The 19,722-nt window shown below is 60.5% G+C and carries 21 protein-coding genes; 6 read left to right on the top strand and 15 right to left on the bottom strand.

Going from position 1 to position 19,722, the window contains the following annotated elements; all coding sequences use genetic code 11:
- Positions 1-6: 6 nt before the first annotated feature.
- Entirely contained in the window at positions 7-645 is a 639-nt protein-coding gene (locus J2Z75_RS17890; protein ID WP_209854111.1) for an Isoquinoline 1-oxidoreductase subunit, read from the top strand.
- A gap of 207 nt (positions 646-852) precedes the next feature.
- On the opposite strand, the gene J2Z75_RS17885 is transcribed toward J2Z75_RS17890, so the two are convergent.
- Positions 853-1,104 carry a helix-turn-helix domain-containing protein gene (locus J2Z75_RS17885; protein ID WP_209854110.1) on the bottom strand — a complete coding sequence of 84 codons (252 nt, stop codon included), beginning with the start codon at positions 1,102-1,104 and terminating at the stop codon, positions 853-855.
- A gap of 229 nt (positions 1,105-1,333) precedes the next feature.
- Positions 1,334-1,618 carry an acylphosphatase gene (locus J2Z75_RS17880; RefSeq protein ID WP_209854109.1) on the bottom strand — a complete coding sequence of 95 codons (285 nt, stop codon included), beginning with the start codon at positions 1,616-1,618 and terminating at the stop codon, positions 1,334-1,336.
- Positions 1,619-1,821: 203 nt separating this feature from the next.
- On the opposite strand from J2Z75_RS17880, the gene J2Z75_RS17875 reads away from it, so the two are divergent.
- Positions 1,822-2,028 (top strand): hypothetical protein, encoded by a 207-nt coding sequence (locus tag J2Z75_RS17875; protein WP_209854321.1) that lies wholly within the window; start codon positions 1,822-1,824, stop codon positions 2,026-2,028.
- Between the two features lie 32 nt (positions 2,029-2,060).
- Positions 2,061-2,930: a glycerophosphodiester phosphodiesterase gene (locus J2Z75_RS17870; RefSeq protein ID WP_209854320.1), complete on the top strand. Its 870-nt coding sequence runs from the start codon at positions 2,061-2,063 to the stop codon at positions 2,928-2,930.
- Here J2Z75_RS17870 and J2Z75_RS17865 read toward each other — a convergent pair.
- The 7 genes from J2Z75_RS17865 to J2Z75_RS17835 all read right to left on the bottom strand — a co-directional run bounded on the left by J2Z75_RS17865 (position 2,927) and on the right by J2Z75_RS17835 (position 10,134).
- Positions 2,927-3,751: an inositol monophosphatase family protein gene (locus J2Z75_RS17865; RefSeq protein ID WP_209854319.1), complete on the bottom strand. Its 825-nt coding sequence runs from the start codon at positions 3,749-3,751 to the stop codon at positions 2,927-2,929. The genes J2Z75_RS17870 and J2Z75_RS17865 overlap by 4 nt on opposite strands.
- Entirely contained in the window at positions 3,751-4,755 is a 1,005-nt protein-coding gene (locus J2Z75_RS17860) for a LacI family DNA-binding transcriptional regulator (RefSeq protein ID WP_209854108.1), read from the bottom strand. The genes J2Z75_RS17865 and J2Z75_RS17860 overlap by 1 nt, the downstream gene beginning before the upstream one ends.
- Positions 4,748-5,518 carry a glycerophosphodiester phosphodiesterase gene (locus J2Z75_RS17855; RefSeq protein WP_209854107.1) on the bottom strand — a complete coding sequence of 257 codons (771 nt, stop codon included), beginning with the start codon at positions 5,516-5,518 and terminating at the stop codon, positions 4,748-4,750. The genes J2Z75_RS17860 and J2Z75_RS17855 overlap by 8 nt, the downstream gene beginning before the upstream one ends.
- Positions 5,518-6,573 carry an ABC transporter ATP-binding protein gene (locus tag J2Z75_RS17850; protein ID WP_209854106.1) on the bottom strand — a complete coding sequence of 352 codons (1,056 nt, stop codon included), beginning with the start codon at positions 6,571-6,573 and terminating at the stop codon, positions 5,518-5,520. The genes J2Z75_RS17855 and J2Z75_RS17850 overlap by 1 nt, the downstream gene beginning before the upstream one ends.
- Positions 6,573-7,415, bottom strand: coding sequence for a carbohydrate ABC transporter permease (locus J2Z75_RS17845; RefSeq protein ID WP_209854105.1), 843 nt, complete (start codon positions 7,413-7,415; stop codon positions 6,573-6,575). Before J2Z75_RS17845 ends, J2Z75_RS17850 begins: the two co-directional genes overlap by 1 nt.
- A gap of 2 nt (positions 7,416-7,417) precedes the next feature.
- On the bottom strand, positions 7,418-8,719 hold the full coding sequence (locus J2Z75_RS17840; protein WP_209854104.1) for a carbohydrate ABC transporter permease: 1,302 nt from the start codon (positions 8,717-8,719) through the stop codon (positions 7,418-7,420).
- 68 nt (positions 8,720-8,787) lie between these two features.
- Positions 8,788-10,134 (bottom strand): ABC transporter substrate-binding protein, encoded by a 1,347-nt coding sequence (locus J2Z75_RS17835; protein WP_209854103.1) that lies wholly within the window; start codon positions 10,132-10,134, stop codon positions 8,788-8,790.
- Between the two features lie 402 nt (positions 10,135-10,536).
- On the opposite strand from J2Z75_RS17835, the gene J2Z75_RS17830 reads away from it, so the two are divergent.
- Positions 10,537-11,001: an acyl-CoA thioesterase gene (locus J2Z75_RS17830; RefSeq protein ID WP_209854318.1), complete on the top strand. Its 465-nt coding sequence runs from the start codon at positions 10,537-10,539 to the stop codon at positions 10,999-11,001.
- Here J2Z75_RS17830 and J2Z75_RS17825 read toward each other — a convergent pair.
- From J2Z75_RS17825 to J2Z75_RS17810, 4 genes are all read right to left on the bottom strand, one after another.
- Positions 10,998-12,017 (bottom strand): LacI family DNA-binding transcriptional regulator, encoded by a 1,020-nt coding sequence (locus J2Z75_RS17825; RefSeq protein WP_209854317.1) that lies wholly within the window; start codon positions 12,015-12,017, stop codon positions 10,998-11,000. The genes J2Z75_RS17830 and J2Z75_RS17825 overlap by 4 nt on opposite strands.
- Before the next feature lie 120 nt (positions 12,018-12,137).
- Positions 12,138-13,148: a zinc-dependent alcohol dehydrogenase family protein gene (locus tag J2Z75_RS17820; protein ID WP_209854102.1), complete on the bottom strand. Its 1,011-nt coding sequence runs from the start codon at positions 13,146-13,148 to the stop codon at positions 12,138-12,140.
- Positions 13,149-13,171: 23 nt separating this feature from the next.
- Positions 13,172-13,942, bottom strand: a complete 771-nt coding sequence (locus tag J2Z75_RS17815) for an L-iditol 2-dehydrogenase (RefSeq protein WP_209854101.1) — start codon at positions 13,940-13,942, stop codon at positions 13,172-13,174.
- Between the two features lie 142 nt (positions 13,943-14,084).
- On the bottom strand, positions 14,085-15,398 hold the full coding sequence (locus J2Z75_RS17810; RefSeq protein WP_209854100.1) for an ABC transporter substrate-binding protein: 1,314 nt from the start codon (positions 15,396-15,398) through the stop codon (positions 14,085-14,087).
- Positions 15,399-15,757: 359 nt separating this feature from the next.
- On the opposite strand from J2Z75_RS17810, the gene J2Z75_RS17805 reads away from it, so the two are divergent.
- Both J2Z75_RS17805 and J2Z75_RS17800 read left to right on the top strand, forming a co-directional pair.
- Positions 15,758-16,720, top strand: coding sequence for a tagatose kinase (locus tag J2Z75_RS17805; RefSeq protein WP_234937433.1), 963 nt, complete (start codon positions 15,758-15,760; stop codon positions 16,718-16,720).
- Positions 16,713-17,990, top strand: coding sequence for a D-tagatose-bisphosphate aldolase, class II, non-catalytic subunit (locus J2Z75_RS17800; RefSeq protein WP_209854098.1), 1,278 nt, complete (start codon positions 16,713-16,715; stop codon positions 17,988-17,990). Before J2Z75_RS17805 ends, J2Z75_RS17800 begins: the two co-directional genes overlap by 8 nt.
- A gap of 42 nt (positions 17,991-18,032) precedes the next feature.
- Here the strand turns inward: J2Z75_RS17800 and J2Z75_RS17795 are convergent, their stop codons facing one another.
- Both J2Z75_RS17795 and J2Z75_RS17790 read right to left on the bottom strand, forming a co-directional pair.
- On the bottom strand, positions 18,033-18,842 hold the full coding sequence (locus J2Z75_RS17795; protein WP_209854097.1) for an ABC transporter permease: 810 nt from the start codon (positions 18,840-18,842) through the stop codon (positions 18,033-18,035).
- Positions 18,839-19,708 (bottom strand): ABC transporter permease, encoded by an 870-nt coding sequence (locus J2Z75_RS17790; protein WP_209854096.1) that lies wholly within the window; start codon positions 19,706-19,708, stop codon positions 18,839-18,841. Before J2Z75_RS17790 ends, J2Z75_RS17795 begins: the two co-directional genes overlap by 4 nt.
- Positions 19,709-19,722 lie beyond the last annotated feature (14 nt).

Here is a 19,722-nt window from a genome sequence, read left to right as displayed (position 1 = left end):
TCGACCATGAAAAAATTCGTATTCGCTTCCGCCGCCATCGGTGTCGCTGCTTCCTTCTTCGCTGCCACGTTTTCGGTTGCGCAGGACAATCCGGCGGAACAATCCGCGCCGCTCAAACCAGCGGCCGAGTTCCAGTCCATCACGGATGCGAAGCAGCGCTCCTGGGCGCTGTTCGAGGAGGCCGGGAAGGTGATCCAGCACCCGCGATGCGTCAACTGCCATCCGGCAACGGAGCGGCCGCTTCAGACTATGGCCATGCACCCGCACCAACCGCCGGTTTCGCGTGGAGAGGGCGGCATGGGCATGCCGGGCATGACCTGCAACACCTGCCACGGCGCTGCCAATGTCTCGGTAGTGGGCCAAGCGGAAACGCTGAAGAGCATCCCCGGCAACCCCGCCTGGCATCTGGCCCCGATCGAGATGGCGTGGGAGGGTAAGTCGCTTGCGGAAATCTGTCGCCAGATCAAGGACCCGGAACGCAATGGCGGCAAGACGCTCGCCGAGATCACCGAACACATGACCCATGACAGCCTCGTCGGCTGGGGTTGGCAGCCGGGTGCCGGACGCGAACCGGTTCCCGGCTCGCAGGCCGTGTTCGGCGAACTGATCGCCGCCTGGGTCGAGAGCGGCGCCGCGTGCCAGTAGGCCGCCGCGTGCCGGGATTAGCCGACCAGATGATACAAATGTTGGGTGTCTTTGTCTGAGAAGGAGCGCGCCGGGGTTTTGGAGTATTCTGGTTCCAACCCCGTCTCGCAGTCTGTGCCTCGATAGTGGAAAATCCGACGCCGTGAGTGCGGCAATCCCGTTTGTCCACGCCACTGTCTCAAACAGGTGGCCGAGCCAAAATCAGGTTTAGGAATCAGTGGTCAGCAAGGCCGTTACGGGAACCTGGAGTGCCGTAGCAATCCTCCTTAGCTTCGCCGGATCAGCATCATTGCCGTCCTCGATCGCCGAAATCTCGGAATTCGCCAGTCCGCATGTCACCGCAAGATCCTCAATGCTGTAACCGGCAGATTCCCGATAGGCCTTGACCAGGGATGCTACGGTTGTGCCGGAAATTGCGCCGAGGCCGAGGCCGTCGATGGTGTTGAGTGCAATGGACATAGAAGTCTCCTATTGTTCATGGATATGACGTACGCGCTTTATGGTTCCCCGTTTTTGATGTCTGACGGCAAAATGTCGATCACCCTTTTATTGCTGCATTGCGTCATGGACAAGCGATAATGTTGCACATGCTCGGTACGCGGGGCGCGAGCTCGAAAATTTCCATCAAAACAATATGTAGGAACACGATCTCTCAGATCCACGATCCGACCACGCCTTGTTCCAATCGCTATTTCGTGATGCGGAACCCTGATGGTACCAAGTCAGGAGAGGCTGTTTCCATATCGACGCTCGAAACCGACGCGCCGGGAGGTCCGTTCCCAAACTGTTTCAGCATGGATGAGACTGCCGAATCCGGCCCGGCGATCAAGGCCCTCACCGATCCATCGTCTTCGTTGCGAACCCAGCCTGTCAGGCCGAGACGTTGCGCCTGCTGGCGCGTCCAGACGCGGAAACCCACGCCTTGCACCCTTCCTGTTATGCGAACCAGCACCGCCTTGTGATCATCCATCATAGCCATCTCCATGAATGCCTTTCTCGTGACTCTCGAACATGCCTGGAAGATTACAAGCGTGTTTTCCGCTCGGCGGGAGGAGCGGCATGCCCACCACGCCGCCCTTTGTAAGACAGCCTTCCCCTGCTATTGGAGATACCGGTTGGACTGGAAAGAGATGCGGCGCCCAGCCCGCAACAAACGATGCAGCAATGGATAGACAAATGGATACCGTGGAAATCAATGGTCGCAGCGATTTTGCTCTTTGGGCAATCCAGCGGGCGCAGGAAATCGTCATGGCCGAGGGAGCCGCACTTGCGCTGGCGGCACGCGATATGGACGAGGCGGCCCTCCAGGAAAATGGAACCGCTCTGGGCAAGGCCATTGCAGACGCAATGCTCGAAGTCTTCGATGGTTTGATGACCGAATAGATGTGGGAGAGCATGTGGGCTTCTGAAGAGAAATAATCGAAGTGAGTATATCCACTGTGTCGGACCTACAGATTGAATACCTAGATCATCCCGTCCGGCTGAAATGGCACCGGCTTCGCCGGCAACTCACCGACCCGCTGTTTTCCCTGGACGTCATGCGGGCGGGTTTTTCGCTTGGTGCATCGATGGAACTCGACCTGCGGGTGCGCGCCGATGGTGGCTTCGTCGTATTGCATGACGAAGCGCTTGACGGCGAAACGACGGGACGCGGCCGGATAACCGAAAAAAGCCCCGACGATCTGCGTGACGCCCGCATGCGCGACGGCGACAGGGCGCTGACCTTCAGCGAAGACCTTGCCGCCATGCTGCAATCGGCGCATCCCGATGCGCTACTGCAATTCGACATGAAGGACGATTACGAGACGATCGGCGAGAAAGGGATCGCACATCTGGCGGCGCATTTTCAGAGCATGAACGCTTCGGTGATCGTCAGTGGTCACTGTCTCGATCTCATCGTCGCGGTCAAGGAAAAGCTGCCACACCTGCTGCGCGGCATCGATCCGACCGATACGCTCATTGATATCTACCGGCAGGGCGGCTTGAAAGCGGTGGAGAAGAGCCTGCTTGCCGTCATCAGCGGCCCGACGGAGCCGGACACCGTCTATCTGCAATGGTCGCTGCTTTTACAGGCGGCACGCGACGGTCTCGACATGGTTTCCCTCTGCCGGAGCGAAGGCAAGCGTGTCGATGCATGGACCTTCACGCTGAAGAACCCGGCAGGTGGTTTCAGCGATGCGGAGTGGCATGATTTTTCGGCATTGATGGCGCTGAAACCCGACCAGATCACCACCGACGAGGCAACAGCGACAGCGCGTGCCTGGTCGAACCGCATGGCCGGCTAGCGGCTGGAAGCAACCAATCCTTCCAGGTTGAGAAGGAAGGCGAACTCGCTTTCCATCCCGGCCGAATAGGCGATCACCGGGCCGCCGTCGTCGAGGAGATCGCGAAGGCCAGGCATGCCCACTTTCGCCCCGGCCTCCTGCGCAATCAGCACGCCGGCAAGCATATCCCAGGCATTGAGATGCCGTTCGTAATAGAGATCGGCCACGCCCTCGGCCACACGGATCAGGCCGATCGCTGCGGCACCCATGCGGCGATAATCCATTCCGCGCTCATACAGCCGTTTGGAAATTGCCTGATAGTCGTCGAAGCTGGTGCGGCGGGAATGGCCGAGAATGATCATGCCTTGGGACGGATCGGTGGTTACGGCCGCATGAATCTCCTCGCCGTCCTTGAAGGCACCACCGCCACGAATGGCATGGAAGACCCTGTCCTGCGCCGCATCGTAGATCACGCCGATCTCGATATGGTCCTCGTTCAAGAAGGCTATCGAAACGCCCCAATGGCGGAAGCCGCGAATATAGTTCGTCGTGCCGTCGATCGGATCGACAACCCAGGTTCCAGCCGTTCCGGATTGTCCGCCGCTTTCTTCGCCCATGAACGTATCCTCGGGAAACTGCGCCAGCAGGCCGTCGCGGATTGCCTTTTCCGCCTGCCTGTCGGCAACCGTCACGAAATCCTGCAGCCCCTTGTTTTCGACATGCAAGGTGCCGGCCTTCGCCTCCTGCCGGAAACGGGCGGCGTCGCGTCCCACCTGCCGCGCAACGCGGATCGCCGCCTCGGCGCGAGCTTGGATGGCCGAGGGATCGAATATGGCAGGCATCATGCAGTCCTTCTCTTGATCAGCGACACCGGCGTGAACTCGACGCGCGCGGTCATATCGGGCTCGGCCATCCGGCTTATCAGCAGGTCGATGGTCTGATCGGCCTGGAGATCGCAAGGCTGGCGGATGGTCGTCAGCGCGTAGGCGGCCCAGCTCGCCTGCGGAATGTCGTCATGGCCGACGATCCGGATCGGCGGCGTATCCTGACGGCCGAGATCGCGCATCAGACGGTCGACAACGCCGCAAGCCATGTAGTCGTTGGCGCAGAAGACGCCGTCGACGCCCAGCGTCTCGAGATCGCCGGCAGCACTATAGCCGTTCTGATAATCGTTGATCTGCAGTGCGATCAGCCGCGCTTCCAATCCGAGTTGCCTGCAGCGGCTGAGAAAAGCCTCGCTGCGGCGACGCGCCGTGTAGGACACCACCGGTGCGGCCATGACGGCCGGCGCGCGCACGCCGCTTTCAAAAAGGTGATCGGCGGCAAGATGCCCCGCCGCGCGGTCGTCCGAAACGATCCTGTCGACGAAGGGAATGTCCTCGCCCTTGTTGATCAGCACGATCGGCACGCCTTCGGCCGCACATTGCTCGCAAATCTCCGTCGGCGGCGCGTCTGATGTGACGATGACCCCGGAAACCGCATAATGCAGCAGCTGGCCGATAACGGCGGATGTGTCGGCCTCCTTCGAGGTCGGCAGCAGGATCGGGCGGAAATTGCGCGCCAGCAGCGCCCTTGCCAGATGCTCGATCTGCATCGTGCGGAACGGATTGTCGAGGCCGGCAGCGACAAGGCCGACGAGATCGGAACGCTTGTTGGTGAGGCTGCGCGCAAGATAGTTCACCCGGTAGCCGAGCTCCTTGGCTGCCTGATAGACCTTTTCCCGGGTTTTTGGCGATACGCTCGCATCCGGCGTGAAGGCACGCGAAACGGCCGCGCGCGAGACACCCGCCACGCGCGCCACGTCGAACGACGTCACCTTGCGCGGTCCATTGTCCTTGTCAGCCAAGTCTCAGTTCCTCATCCTTCGGGGGACGCATCAGATCTGGTAAATCCGTGCAGATGCCGAGCACGGGAAGCTGCACGATATCCCGGAGAATGGCCGGTCGCTCCTCGTGCCAGAGGACAATCTCCCTGCCTTCGTCAAAGGCTTTCCGCATCAAGTCCGTTGTTACCAGATCCTGTGGCCGCTCCCCTGCCCTTTCCCAGCAAAGATGCAGGATATCGGCGCCGGCCTCGGCGCCGAGCGCGTGCGGATCGTGGCCAATGCGCACCAGAACCGAAAGCGGGAAGTCGCAACCCGCATCACGCAATTGGCGCACCTGCGCTGTGTCAAACGAGCCGAGGCAGGCGAAGCGCTGGCCCATCTGCCGCAGATGCTGCCAGCAGAAGATACCTGTGCCGGAAGCCTTGAGTTCGATGTAAAGGCCCGTTTCGAGTTTGCGGGCGAGCGCAGCCACCGCCTCGAAAGTCGGGACGTTGACGCCCTCCAACTCTCCAAGCTCGGCGGCTGTCATCTGCGAGATATGGCGATCGACGCCGAAGACGCGCGCAAGGTGGTCGTCATGCGATACGACGACAATGCCATCCTTCGTCAGCTGCGTATCCAGTTCCCACATCTCGGCACCGAGATCCGATGCCAGCAGAAATGCCTCAAGTGTATTTTCGCGCGCATGGCCGCTCGCGCCGCGATGGCCGATGCAGAATGGAAGCTTTCCTTTGCCGGCAGGCCAGCCGTAGCGCTCGAAGAATGCGGAAAAATCGCGGGACATCAGAGCCTCCGTCCGTCATCGGCAAACACCAGAACGCCTTTGCTGTCGATCGCCCAGGTAACCGCATCGCCGATGTTGACATCATGGCGAACCGGCTGGATCGATCGCAGCAACGGACCGCCATCGAGCGAGACATCGTAGAGATTTTCGCGCCCTTGGGTTTCGGCGAAGGTCACCTTGCCGGAAACGGCAATGTCGCCAGCCGGCGTGAAATGTTCGGGCCGCACGCCGAGCATCAACTTTGTACCTTCCGATGCTGCGATGGAGACCGGCAAGGGAACACGGATTTCGCTGTCGGGTATCGCAAAGGCGCCGTTGGCCATGACACCGCGCAGGAAGGTGATCGGCGGATTGCCGAGGAAGCCGGCGACGAATGCGGTGCGCGGATCGTTGTACATTTCGGCCGGTGTGGCGATCTGGACGATCTCGCCCTCCTTCATGATGGCGATGCGGTCGCACATGCTCATCGCCTCGACCTGGTCATGCGTTACCAGGATCGCGGTGATGCCGGTTTCGCGCTGGATGCGCCGGATTTCCGAGCGCATTTCGAGACGCAGCTTGGCGTCGAGATTGGCGAGCGGCTCATCAAGGAGCAGAACGTCCGGCTTTCGCACCAGGGCGCGCGCCAGCGCCACGCGCTGCTGCTGGCCGCCGGAAAGCTCGGCCGGCCGCCGGCCGAGGAGATTGCCGATATGGACGAGCCCGGAAATGCGATCGACCTCCTTGCGGATGTCTTCGCCGGGCATTCCCTTCACCTTCAGCGGAAAGCCGATGTTTTCGGCGACCGTCATATGCGGATAGAGCGCATAGGACTGGAAGACGACACCGATGTTGCGCGCCTGGCTCGGCAGATCCGTGACGTCGCGGTCGCCGAACAGGATGCGGCCGCCGGTCGGCCGGTGAATGCCGCAGATGGCAAACAGCGTCGTCGACTTGCCGCAGCCGGAAGGGCCGAGAAGCGCCAGCATCTCGCCATGGCCGACCTCGAGCGTCATGTTCTCGATGACCTTGGTGGTGCCGAAACTCTTGGAAAAATTGTCGAGAAGGACGCGCATCAGCCTTTGCTCCCGCCGCCGTAAATGTTCATCAGGTATTTGTGGAACAGTGCGTAAACGATCAGCACCGGAACGATGTAGAAGACGCCGACGGCCTTGAAGGTGCCGAAATCGAAATTGTTGTCGTCGGCGATCAAACTCGACAAATAGACCGACAGCACCTGCACCTTACCGCCGGGGGCCAGCACCTGCGGCAGGATGAATTCGCTCCAGCCGGACAGGAAGGAAAACAGCCCCAGCGCCATGATCCCGGGCCGGACCTGCGGCAGCACCAGACTGCGCCAGACCCGGAAGCGCGACGCGCCATCGACGACCCCGGCCATTTCGATTTCCCACGGCACCGTGTCGTAGAAACCCTTCATCAGCCAGATGCCGAGCGGCAGGTCGATGGCGGCCTTCACCAGGATGACGCCGATCAGCGAATTGTAGAGACCGATCATCTGCAGCACGATGAAGATGGCGATGATCAGCGTCACCGAGGGAAACGCATGGAGCACCATGACGCCGGCCAAAAAGAAGCCGCGCGCCGGCACGTTGAGCCGCGACAGCACGTAGCCGGCCATGGACGAGACGAGCACGATGACGGCGGTCACGCTCGTCGTGAAGATCAGCGTATTGAGGGTGACGAGCCAGATATTCGGCTTGCCCGGCAGCGTTTCCCAGAGAAAGCGCCAGTGCCGCAGCGTAAAACTGTCCGGAATGAGCGATCCCACCGCCGTGTCGGTGATCGTGTCGAGGAAGAGATAGGCATACATCAGCACAAGCGGCGCACTGACGATCGACAGTGCCAGGATAACCGGCCAGGTGCTGTAGTTTGCCGAGACTTGCGATTTCTCCGCCATGGTCAGTCCTCGATCAGCGGCCGGGAAACCAGCGTGCCGTAGTTGAAGATGCGCAGATAGAAGAGCGAAAGAACGATGCCGATGACGACCAGAACCAGCGCCATGGCGGCGCCGAGACCGTATTCCAGGTTGCCGGCATAGTTGTTGAGCGCGGTGTGGTAGGCAGCCAGCGACCAGACTTCCGTCGCCTTGCCCGGACCGCCGCGCGTCGACAAAAGGATTTCGTTGAACGAGGCGAGCAGCGAAAGCGTCTGGTAGCAGGTGACGAAGAGGATCGGCCAGCGCATCTGCGGCAGGATGATGTAGCGGATCTGCTGCCAGCGGCTGGCGCCGTCGACTTCGCTGGCGAAGAACTGGCTCTTCGGGATCGCTTTCAGCGCCGAGGAAAACACCAGCATGCCCATCGAGGCGCCGATGAAACCGTTGATCAGTATGACGAACAGCCAGGCATTATAGGCATTGTCGAGCAGGTAATTCTTTGGTGGGTATCCGAATTTTCCCATTAGCACCGAGATGAAGCCCGTATCCCAGGCCAGCCACTTCCACATCAGCACATAAATGACGACGGGGGTGATGCGCGGCAAAAGCCAGATCGAGCGGAAGATCGTCGCCGGCGCGGCCGGCATGTAATGCGTCCAGATCGCCAGAAGCATCGCATAGGTCGTGTTGAAGAGAACAAGCACCAGCGCGACATAGAGCAGCGTGTTGAACAGAACGCGAGCCATATCCGGCGAGGAGACGATGCGCGAGAAATTCTCCGTCGTCCAGTTCCAGCCGGTATAGGTCGCCTCGGCGATGCTGTCCTTCTGCGCATCCGTCAGCTTGAAGCCGAGCGTGTCCAGGGCCGTGAAGAGTTCTTGCCTGCTGGAGAAACGGGAATTAACGACGGAACGGTTGAACTGCTCCGAAATCTGCTTGACCTGCGTGGTCGAAGGCCCCTGATCCAGCCCCTTGATCATGCGCTCAGCCTCACGGCGGGTCTTGAAGACCTCGCCCATGTGCTTTGCGCGCAATTCCGTGGCGATGCCCGCGTCGAGACCGAGCCCTTCGACAGCCTTCAGGCCTGTCTCGTCGATCGTGTAGCGCGGCTGCGACATCTGCTCGGCAATGTCGGGCATGGTCGATTTCAGGTCGTTCAGCGAATGCGGCGCAATCTGGTATGCGCCGCCGGAAATACCCGTTGCGGTCGTCATGTTCGTCATCGAGAAGACGCCGGTCAGGACGACCGGCATCAGAAAGAACAGAAGGATCATGATCGCCGCCGGCGCGATCATGATCAGTCCAAGCATTCTGGATGATTTCATCGAAGATCTCCCCGGCTTTTCCGGGCGGCGGACCGCCCGGAATTTTGCGCCGATGTCAGCGGCAGGTGTCAGCGAATGACGATCTTGTCGCCGAGCGTGCTTTTCAACTCGGTTTCAACGTCACCGATCGACGCATCGACGGTCTTCGCACCGGTCCAGGATGCTTCGAGACCCTTCCACATGATGTTCCAATAGGTGCCGAAATCGGCATTGTTCGGCATCGCGTTGGCATAGGGCAAAAGGCGTTCCGTCGCCTCGCGCGCCCAGCGATCGGACGAGTAGAGGTCGATTTCGCTTTCGGCCTTCGCGATGCCGAGATGCGCCGATTTCATCGCATGAAGAACGTTGATGCGCGGCTCGGAGGCGATCTTGATCAGCTGGGCGGCAATCTCTGTCTCTTCCTTCTCATGACCGGAGGTGAGGAGATAGACGAGCGGATGCGTCAGCGTATTGGCCTTGCCGCCTTCGCCGGCGGGGATCAGCGTGAAGACGACATTGTCGAAGAAATTCGTCAGGCCTTCCTGCTTGACGAGACGGGCATAGTGCCATGTGCCGCCGTGCCAGATGCCTGCCTTGCCGGTGGCGACTTCCTTCCACCACTGGTCGCCGGGCATGCCGATATGGTTCTTCTTGGTGACGCCATCCTTCACCGCGTCGGCGAAGAACTGGTAGGTCCGCGTCATCGCGGCCTTGTCGAAGACGAGCTTGCCGTCTTCTTCCATCGTACCGCCGAAGCTGGTGTAGAACTGCCAGTAGTCCGGGCCGTTGCTGTTACGCGGATAAAAGCCGTAACCGGGCTGAACCAGCCCCTTGTCCTGCATCTTCTTGGCGTCTTCCAAGACGTTCGCCATGGTGTAGCCGCCGTCCTGAACCTTCTGCGGCAAGGCATCGAGATCGGCGTCGCTGTAGCCAATCGCCTTCATGTACGGCTTCCAGAAGAACATCGGCCGGGATTCCGCGTCCTGCGGGATACCGTAGACGACGCCATTGAAGGAAGCGATCTCCATCAGGTTTTCATAGATGCCGTTGAGCGGCCAGGAATCCAGATCGACATAGTCTTCGATCGGCACGATAAGCCCGGCCTGCGACCAGGGACCGATATCCTCATGCCCGGTGGCGACGATATTCGGAGCCTTCTTGGCTTCGGCTGCCAGGGTCAAGGCCTGCTTGAAGCTTTCCCAGTCGGCGTAAGGCGTCTTTTCGACTTTGATCTTCAGGTCCTCGCCGCGGATGGCGGCTTCACGTTCCAGCTGCTGGGCAGCGATCTCGATGGCATCGAGGCGGTAGGTGTCGTTCGGGCCTGTTCCGCCGGCCCAGACGCTGATGGTGATGTCCTTGGCGAAGGCCAGAACCGTGGTCGAGGCCAGAATGGCGGCGGCAACCGTCAAGCATTTCAATGTTGGCAGAATGGTCATTTTCTTCGTCTCCCGAGAAGAGCAATGCGGGGGTTTGCGAACGGGCGCACTCGCATGACGGCCGTTTCGCAACCCCGCGAAAACGTGGCGTATCCTGCTCTATGGGGCGAACGTAACGGCCGGATGACAAAAATGAGCACGTGTACAAAAATTGTGATGCATGCATTTTGGACAGAGAACCACCAACGACCGATCACGCCATTTCCATCTATTCACAATGGACCATACGGGCGTTTCACCCGCAGCGCATGAACCAGCCGCGAATTCCCCGCACCGATTGGCATTGAACAGTGTCGAGCCGTTGTAGATAATCGGAGCCGGTTTCAGGCAAAGCCGACCGTGCAACGGAATTGAGAGAGAGGGTTCACTTTGGAAACTGGTCACGACACGAGCCAACTCGAGATGGTTGTCCTGATGACGCCCGACATGGCCAATTTCAGCGGCAAGGTCCATGGCGGCGCGCTTCTCAATCTTCTGGACCGGGTCGCCTTCTCCTGCGCCTCGCGCTACTCGCAGGAATATGCCGTGACGCTGTCGGTCGACCAGGTCGTCTTCCGGCAACCGATCCATGTGGGCGAGCTCGTTACCTTTCGCGCCTCGATCAATTACGCCGGCCGAACGTCGATGGAAGTCGGTATCAGGGTCGAGGCAGAAACCATCCGGACAGGCGAACGCCGGCACACCAATTCCTGCTATTTCACGATGGTTGCGGTCGATGCGGAGGGGCGTCCAACCAACGTGCCCGCCTATGTCCCAAAGACTGGCGTAGCAAAGCGCCGCCTGCGCGCAGCGGAGGTGAGGCGCAGCCTGAGACGGGAATTCGAAGAGCGCTTCAAGGCAGCCGGCTCGACACCGGACGGCCTTTAGGCCGAACTGCGCAGCATGATATCCGCGGTCAGCAATACACGTTCCTCCATTCCGCCGAAGCCCGGGCCGGAGGGCGCGTCGCCAAGCTTGTGAAGCAGCAACTCGATCGCGCGGCGTCCGATCTCGTTGTAATTCTGGGCGACGGTCGTCAGCGGCGGACAGGCGTAGCGCGACAGCGGATGGTCGTCATGGCCGGCAACGCGCAGATCGCAGTCGCCGCCGTGCCCGACCTTGAGACCTTTCTGGTAGGCCGCCGAGATGACGCCGAACGCCACCCGGTCGTTGGCGCAAAGAATGGTTTTGGTTGGCAACCGGCCGCCGGATTCCAGCAGACGGATTGCCTGCTCGAAACCGAACCGCTCGAAATCCCAGGTGGCGCTGTCGGGAACATCGATGATTTCCGGCGTGAAGCGAAACTGCTCCATCGCCTCGATATAGGCACGTTGCCGCGTCGTCGCGTTGGTATTGACCTGCGGCATCCCGAAGTAGCATGGCGGCTCCCCGGAACGGCACAGATAGTCGACGATCAGGCCAAAACTTTGCCGATTGTTGGTTCCGACGAAGGCCGATGTTTCGTCCAGCGGCGAGTCCACGTAGATCAGCGGAATGCTCTTGCCGAGTTGGTCGAGCGTTGAATGATGCGACTTGATCCCGAGCGGGGCGATGATTGCGCCGGCGACGTTCATCGACTTGAACGTCTTGATGGCCCGGTCCTCCATCTCCGCCTTGCCATCGGATGACAGGACGAAGGCCAGGAACCCGGCTTCGTTGGCAGTCGCCTCTATGCGGCGGGTGAGCGCCATGTAGAACGGGTCGGTGGAATTCGGAATGATGACGCCGATGATGTTGCTGCGCCTGCGATTGAGGTTGACGGCGAACATATTCGGCCGAAAGCCCGACTTCTTGAGCGCCGCCTCGATGAGGTCCCTGGTTTTCTTGCGCACCGAGCCGGGATCGTTAAAGTATTTCGAGACTGTAGGACGCGACAGGCCGACGAACTCGGAAAAATCCTCCATCGTTCTGATCGTTTTCCCCAACTGCTTACTCCTGACACGGCAAACCTTTCGGCTTTTTAGATGACTAAGCGGTGCGCGCAAAGTCGAAAGCGTGCCAGCGATCGCGGCGTACTCAAAAACTTAGTCGGCAACGAATTGTACCTTCATCGTCGCGGCATCGCTCGACTTCGTTGTCAGGAACGGCAGTATCTCCGGCAAGGACAGGCGGTGCGACACAAGCCGCGCCATGGCACCCTTGTCCTTCGTCAGGATTTCCAAGGCACCGGGTATGTTGCGGTTGAGCGAATGCGAACCGACCAGCTTGATCTGGCGGCGGAAAATCTCGAACGGTGCGACGGAAATCCGTGCATCGGGAGCGCAGACCCCGAACACCAATACAGTACCCCCGTCTGCTGCGAAGCCGATCATGCCTTCGACAACACTTGCGACCCCCGTGGCGTCGGCAACGAAATCAAAGTCGCGCTTGCGTGCCAGCAAGTCCTGCGATCCCGAGACCGCTGCCTTGAGCCCGAGTTCCTGCGCGAACGCGAGGCGGTTCTCGTTGATATCGGCGACGGTGACCGTCTCGACACCTGCCACTTTCAGCGAGAGCGCCAGGAGCAGACCAATCGGGCCGGCGCCGAAGACGAGGGCGCTTTGCGTCCCGAAAGGCCCGGTCTTCAGGTCCGCGCTACCGAGGCCGTTGACGACGCATGCCAGAGGTTCAGCCAGGGCGGCGACATCGAACGGCAGCTCGCCGATATCGTGGAGATGACTTGCTTTAACGACGCTGAACTCCGCAAAGCCGCCGTTGTGCGTCACACCATAGGCCTTGAGATTGCGGCAAAGATTCGTAAGACCCTTTCGGCACGCCTTGCATTCGCCGCAGGGCAGATTGGGATCGACCGCTACCCTCGAACCCGGTTGAACGCCGGTCACATCAGAGGCGATCGCCTCGACGACACCGGCATATTCATGACCCGGCACCAGAGGGAAACGTCCCTCGCCGTAACGACCGTGCAGAACGTCGATGTCGGTATGGCACAGGCCGGCCGCCTTGACGCGCACGAGGGCGTGACCCGGCGGGATTTCCGGCAACGGCAGGTCTGCCGGGGCTGCGACGCCCTTGGCGACAAATTGAATTGCTTGCATGTCTTTCGTCTCCCTGCGTCCGCTCAACTCATCCAGTTTCCGCCGTCGACATTGTATGTCTGGGCAAGAATGTAGTCGCTGTCGGCGGAGGCAAGAAAAACGGCCAGCCCCTTGAGGTCGTCAGGCGTTGCAAAGCGGCCGATCGGCACGGACTTAGCAACCGCTGCCTTCTTCTCTCCTGGCTTCAGGCCTTCCCACTCGGCAAACTTCGCATCGACAATGTCCCAGTGCTCGCCGTCAACGACACCCGGCGCAATCGCATTGACGTTGATGCCATGCTTGACGAGGGCGAGAGCCGCCGACTGGGTGGCCGAGATGATCGCGGCCTTCGAGGCGCAATAGAGCGTGACAAGCGCCTCGCCGCGCCTGCCGGCCTGGCTTGCCATGTTGATGATCTTGCCGCCCCGGCCACGCGCGATCATCACGTTGGATACGGCCTTCATCATGAATAGCGGTGCCTTCAGATTGATGGCAAAGACCCGATTATAGCTGTCTTCGGTGATCTCGTTGATCGGCGCCATGTCGAAGATGGCGGCGTTGTTGACGAGAATGTCGATGCCGCCGAACTCTTCATCGATGGCCTTGACGACCGTATCGATCGCCGCAAGGTCCGTGACATCGAGTTTGACAGCCTTTGCGGCCGGACCGATTGCCGCCGCGGCGGTCGTGGCCCGCTGGACGTCGATATCGGCGATCACGACCCTTGCGCCCTCCTTGACGAAGGCCTCGGCGAAACCGAGCCCGATGCCGCGCGCGCCGCCGGTGATCAGCGCAATCTTGTTGTGTAGCTTCATGTCAGTCTCCGATAGTCGCAGGCAGCACTTGCGATGGGTGGGCCTTGCAAATCGCTTTCATCTTCAATGCGAAAGGTCCGGCAGACCAGCTGCCGGGCCCTCTCCGGGAGGAACCCTGCGGCCGGAGCCGCGGGCAGAGACCTCACTTGATGTAGCCAGCCCGTGTCATATCGCGCTCGACCTGCGTCTGCGCTGCTTCGAGTGCAGCATCGACGCTCTGCTGGCCGGCAAGTGCCGAAGCGATCTGCTGGCCGACAACCGTGCCAATTGCCTGGAACTCGGGGATCGCCACGAACTGGACACCCGTATAGGGGACAGGGTCCTTGGTTGGCTTGGACGGATCGGCGGACAGAATGGCCTCCAGAACCGTTGCCGCAAACGGCGCAGCCTTCTGGTATTCCGGCAATGCGTAGGTCGATTTGCGCGTGCCTGGCGGTACGGCAACCCAGCCTTCCGTCTCGCCAACCAGCTTCACATATTCCTTCGATGTCGCCCATTTGAGGAACGATTTCGCGGCTTCGGCCTTTTGCGAGGTCTGCGGAATGGCAAGGTTCCAGGACCATGACCAGCTCGATCCGTTCGGGGTCACGGCAACAGGAGAGCGCGTGAACGCCGTCTTGTCGGCGACCTGGCTCTGCTTCGGATCATAGACACGGCCGGCGGCCGATGTCGCATCGATCCACATGGCGCAATGCCCGGTCGAAAACAGGGCCTGGTTCTCGTTGAAGCCGTTCGCCGTGGCACCTGGAGGGCCGTAATCCGTCAAAAGCTGGACGTAATCGGTCACGGCCTTCTTCCATGGCTCGGAATTCAGCTGCGGCTTCCAGTCCATATCGAACCAGCGGCCGCCATAGGAATTGACCATTGTTCCAAGGAACGCCATGTTCTCGCCCCAGCCCGGCTTTCCACGAAGGCAGAGACCATATTGCTGCTTCGACTTGTCCGTCAGCTTTGCCGCGAATTCCTTGATCTGATCGTAGCTCGGCTGCTCCGGCATCTTGAGGCCGGCCGCGTCGAACAGGTCCTTGCGATACAGGGTGAATGAGCTTTCCGTGTAGAACGGCACCGCGTAGAGCTTTCCGTCGACGGTCAGGCCGGCCTTGATCGGTTCCAGCAGGTCGCCATAGTCATAATCGTCGCCGAGGTCATCGACGGGGGCAAGCCAACCGGCCTTGCCCCAGATCGGCGCCTCGTAGCCGCCGATCGTCAGGATGTCGAACTGGCCGCCCTTCGTGGCGATGTCCGTCGTCACCCGCTCGCGCAGGACGTTTTCCTCAAGCACGATCCAGTTGAGCTTGTTGCCGCTCTGCTTTTCCCACTCGGCCGACAGCTTCTGCATGATGATCATGTCGCCGTTGTTGACGGTCGCGATCGTCAATTCCTCGGCAAAGGCCATTCCTGCCATCAGACCGAAGCCGACGGCGGACGAAGATAGAATTCGAATGATGTTCCTCATGATTCCCGCTCCTCCTAAACGGATGTTCACGCATAAAACTTACATGCGTAAACTTTGTATCCGACAATATCACAGCACTTGTCAAGCAGAAGAGTATTCGAGTAGAGTTCCGTTTTCTCGAGTTTTGGTTATATAACTGATATAAAATCATAATTTTCACACCTGCGACCGCATATGCATGCGCCGCAACAAAATCATGCACCGCAAAAATAATTACCGCGCGTAAATTATTGTTGACTGCGTCCGGCATGCCGACTATTCGGCTCTTTAGCCAGCAGCGCTGGAAAATATCCAGGGCTTGAGTGGATCAAGGGAGGTTGATGTTGTCCGTTTCGAATATCCGGGGCCTGGCGCCGGAAATGCTTGGACCCACGGTTACGGTTGGCGAAATCCTCGTGGAGATCATGGCGACGACGGTTGGCTCGGGATTTCTGGAGCCGCAGTCGCTGATCGGGCCCTATCCAAGCGGCGCTCCCGCCATCTTCATCGATCAGGTGGCGTGGATGGGCGGGTCTGCAGGGATCATTGCCAGCGTTGGAAGCGACGATTTCGGCATGCTGAACATCGAACGCCTCAGACGCGACGGTGTCGATGTTTCGGCGATCTCGATTATCGACGACAAACCCACCGGAAGCGCATTCGTCCGATACCGCCCTGACGGTGTTCGCGATTTCGTCTTCAACATCGCGCATTCCGCAGCGGGTGACATCAGGATGACGGAAACCGCGCGGACTCTGGTGGAGCGCGCCGGCCACGTCCATATCATGGGATCGGCCTTTGCCATTCCCGGCGTGGCCGAGGTTCTGGACTATGCCATCAAGACGGTGAAGCGCCGCGGCGGGTCGGTCTCCTTCGATCCGAACATTCGCAAAGAATTGCTCGATGCCGAACGCGGGCGCACGCTTCTGGACGAGATTATCGCGGTCACCGACCTGTTGCTTCCCTCGGGAGAGGAACTCCTCGCCGCCGCCGGCGAAACCGACGAAGCGGCCGCGGTCACGAAGCTCCTGGATGCCGGCGTCAACGAAATCGTGCTGAAACGTGGCCGGGACGGCTCATCATTCTTCGGCCGCGATGGCAAGCGGGCCGATTGCCCTGCATTCATTGTTGACGAAGTTGACCCGACGGGCGCGGGCGACTGTTTCGGCGCGACCTACCTCACGTGCCGCCGCATGGGCATGGAGCCCGAAAGGGCGCTCCTGCTCGCCAATGCATCAGGTGCCCGCAATGTGACCAGGCAGGGGCCGATGGAAGGCGTCTCCAGTCTGGCGAACCTCGAAGCCTTCATCACTGCGACCACGACGGAGAATGCTCATGAATGAGATTCTGATGCGGCTGGCACCGTCGAGGCGCAATGGCAATCCCTTCGGCATCACGTCCGTATGCTCCGCGCATCCCATTGTGCTGCGGGCTGCGGTGAGACGCGCGGCCCTGAGCGGCCGCGAGGTCCTGATCGAGGCGACCTGCAATCAGGTCAATCATCTGGGCGGCTATACAGGCATGACGCCGCAGGCCTTCATCGATTTCGTCAACCGTATCGCCGACGAAGAGGGGTTGGACCGGAGCCACATCATCTACGGTGGAGATCACCTTGGTCCCAATCCCTGGAGGAAGGAACAGCCGGACAGGGCGATGGAAAAGGCCGAGGCGATGGTCGATGCCTATGTGCGGGCCGGCTTCTCCAAGATTCATCTCGACGCTTCGATGGGCTGCGCCGGCGAGCCGGCGGCCCTCGACGACAAGGCGATCGCGCAACGGGCGGCGCGGTTGGCGCTTTTAGCGGAAAAGGCAGCTCTTGCGGCCAATGTCCAGCCGCCGGTCTATATCCTGGGAACAGAGGTTCCGGTCCCCGGCGGCGCCGATCACGTTTTGAGCAGCGTGGAACCGACATCGCCTGACGCCGCGCGGTCGACGATCGAAATCCATCGGGCCGTCTTTCAGCAGGCGGGCCTTGCGGACGCATTTTCCCGCGTCATCGCGTTCGTCGTTCAGCCCGGGGTCGAGTTCGGAAGCGACAACGTCATCGCTTACAAATCGGAGCGCGCGTCGGACCTTGCGGCCCTGCTTGACGAGCAACCCCAGCTGGTCTTCGAGGCCCATTCCACCGACTATCAGACCGAGGCGGCGCTTACTTCGCTGGTTCGCGACGGGTTCCCGATCCTGAAGGTCGGACCGGGCCTGACATTTGCGTACCGCGAAGCCGTTTATGCCCTCGACATGATCGCCTCGGAGCTGGTCGAGGGCTATGGAGATCGTCCCCTTGCGAAGGCCATGGAAGACACGATGCTTGCGTCACCCGGCGATTGGAAGGGGCATTATCACGGAGACGAAACCGCGCTTCGCCTTCAGAGACACTACAGCTACAGCGACCGTATCCGTTATTATTGGGGCAAGCCCGATGCGGAAGCAGCCGTTGCGAAACTCATGACGGCCCTCAAGGGAAAAGCGATCCCGGAAACGCTGGCGCACCAGTATCTGCCAAATGACCTCGCTCAGCTGGCAGGGGCAGGTGAGCCCGAGACAATCCTGATTGCTTCCGTCGATGCCGTTCTCGCCGCATACGAACTGGCATGTCTTCCACCAGCGCGATAAAACGCAAGCGTCTGCCAGAACGTGCCCCATATCTTCCACCCCTTACCGGGGCGACCGCTTGCCTGCGCCCGGCCATATGGACCGGATCGCAATCAACGCGACGCATGCGACAGAGGCCAGAAAGATGGCGCCCGACATGGCGTAGATCACCGGTGACGCGCCCGAATTCATCTTGCCGAACAGCACGACCGGCAGGGTGTTCTGACGGCCGGCCAGATAGAAGGCGCGGGTGAATTCGTTGAGCGACAGCAGGAAGGAAAAGATGAAGGCGCTCACCAGCCCGGGGCGGATCAGCGGCAGGGTGATATCGACAAACTGGCGCCACCGCGTCGCCCCCAGATCGGCGGCAGCAACCAGATAGGAGCGGCGCACGGCGGCAAAGCTGGTGAGAATGACGATGAAGGCAAAGGGCATGGCCCACAGGAGGTGGCCGGCGATGACCGTCAGGCTGGAAGCCTTGATGCCACTGCGGGTGAACACCGCCGACAGCGCCAGCCCCTGGATGACCCCCGGAACGAACATCGGCAGGATCACCGTCAGGAACCAGGCCGTCCGTTGCGCGCGCAGCTCGAAATAGGCAAGGGCTGCCAGCAGCGACATGCCGGTTGCCATCACCGCCGTCACCGTCGCGATGATCAGCGACTGCTGCAGCGCCCCGACAAGCGCCCGCTCCTTCGGCAGCGCCGCATACCAAGTCAGGCTGAGGTCAGACAGTCTCGGCAGGCCGGGCTGCAGAGCGGGATTGAACGACACGGCCAGCAGGTAGAGCGGCGGCGCATAGATGACGATCAGCCCGGCGATGGTGATCGCCCAAAGCAGGATGCGGTTGGCAAGCCCTTCATGGATCATCATTGCGACTGATCCTCGAACAGCGAGGCAAGACCGAAGATGCGGTTGCCGATCAGCACAAGACCGAAGATCACCACGAGGACGATGGTGGAGATGGCAAAGGCGAGCGGATAGTTGGCGACGCGCATCACATCGTTGATCATCACCGACACGATCGATGCACCGGCACCGCCGAGCATCTGCACCTCGGTGGAAGATCCCACCACCATCACGAAGACAAACAGGAAGCCGGCAAAAATGCCCGACATGGTCAGCGGCAGAAGGATGCTTGTCAGGCTTTTCCAGAAACCGGCCCCCAGATCCTGCGCTGCGGCCAGAAACGTCGGATCGACGCGACGCATCGACAGAAGCAGCGGAAAGGTCGCAAACGGCAGATAGGAGGCGACGAGCCCGACGACGACGGCGAAATTGCTGAACAACAGCCATTCGAGCGGCGCATGGGTGATGCCCCAGTCCTGCAGCCATGTGTTGAGAACGCCGGTGCGCCCGAGTACGAGCCGCCAGGAGAAGGACCGGATGAGGTAGGACGTGAAGAACGGGATGGTGATCAAGGCCAGCAGAATGATGCTGAGGCGCCGCCCGGCAAGGAAATGCACCGCATAGGCCGTCGGATAGGCAATCAGCAGACAAAGCAGCGCCGTGCCCAAGGCCTTTACCAGCGTCGAGACGATCACCGTCCACCGTCCCGCCTCCAGAATGGCCGCATAGCCGGCAAGGCTCAGATCCGGCTTGATCCAATAGGTCAGCGGATCCCAGCTCCAGAAACTCCAGACGACGACGATGGTCAGCGGCGCCAGTCCAAACGCCAGGATAGCCAGTAGCGGCGGCGTCATCAGAACCGATGAAGTTGGCAGGCGCGGTCCGGTCATACTGGTCCTTCAAG

The sequence above is a fragment of the Rhizobium herbae genome (assembly GCF_017873135.1).
Lineage (GTDB): Bacteria > Pseudomonadota > Alphaproteobacteria > Rhizobiales > Rhizobiaceae > Pararhizobium > Pararhizobium herbae.
This window is presented reverse-complemented; position numbering and strand designations above follow the sequence as displayed.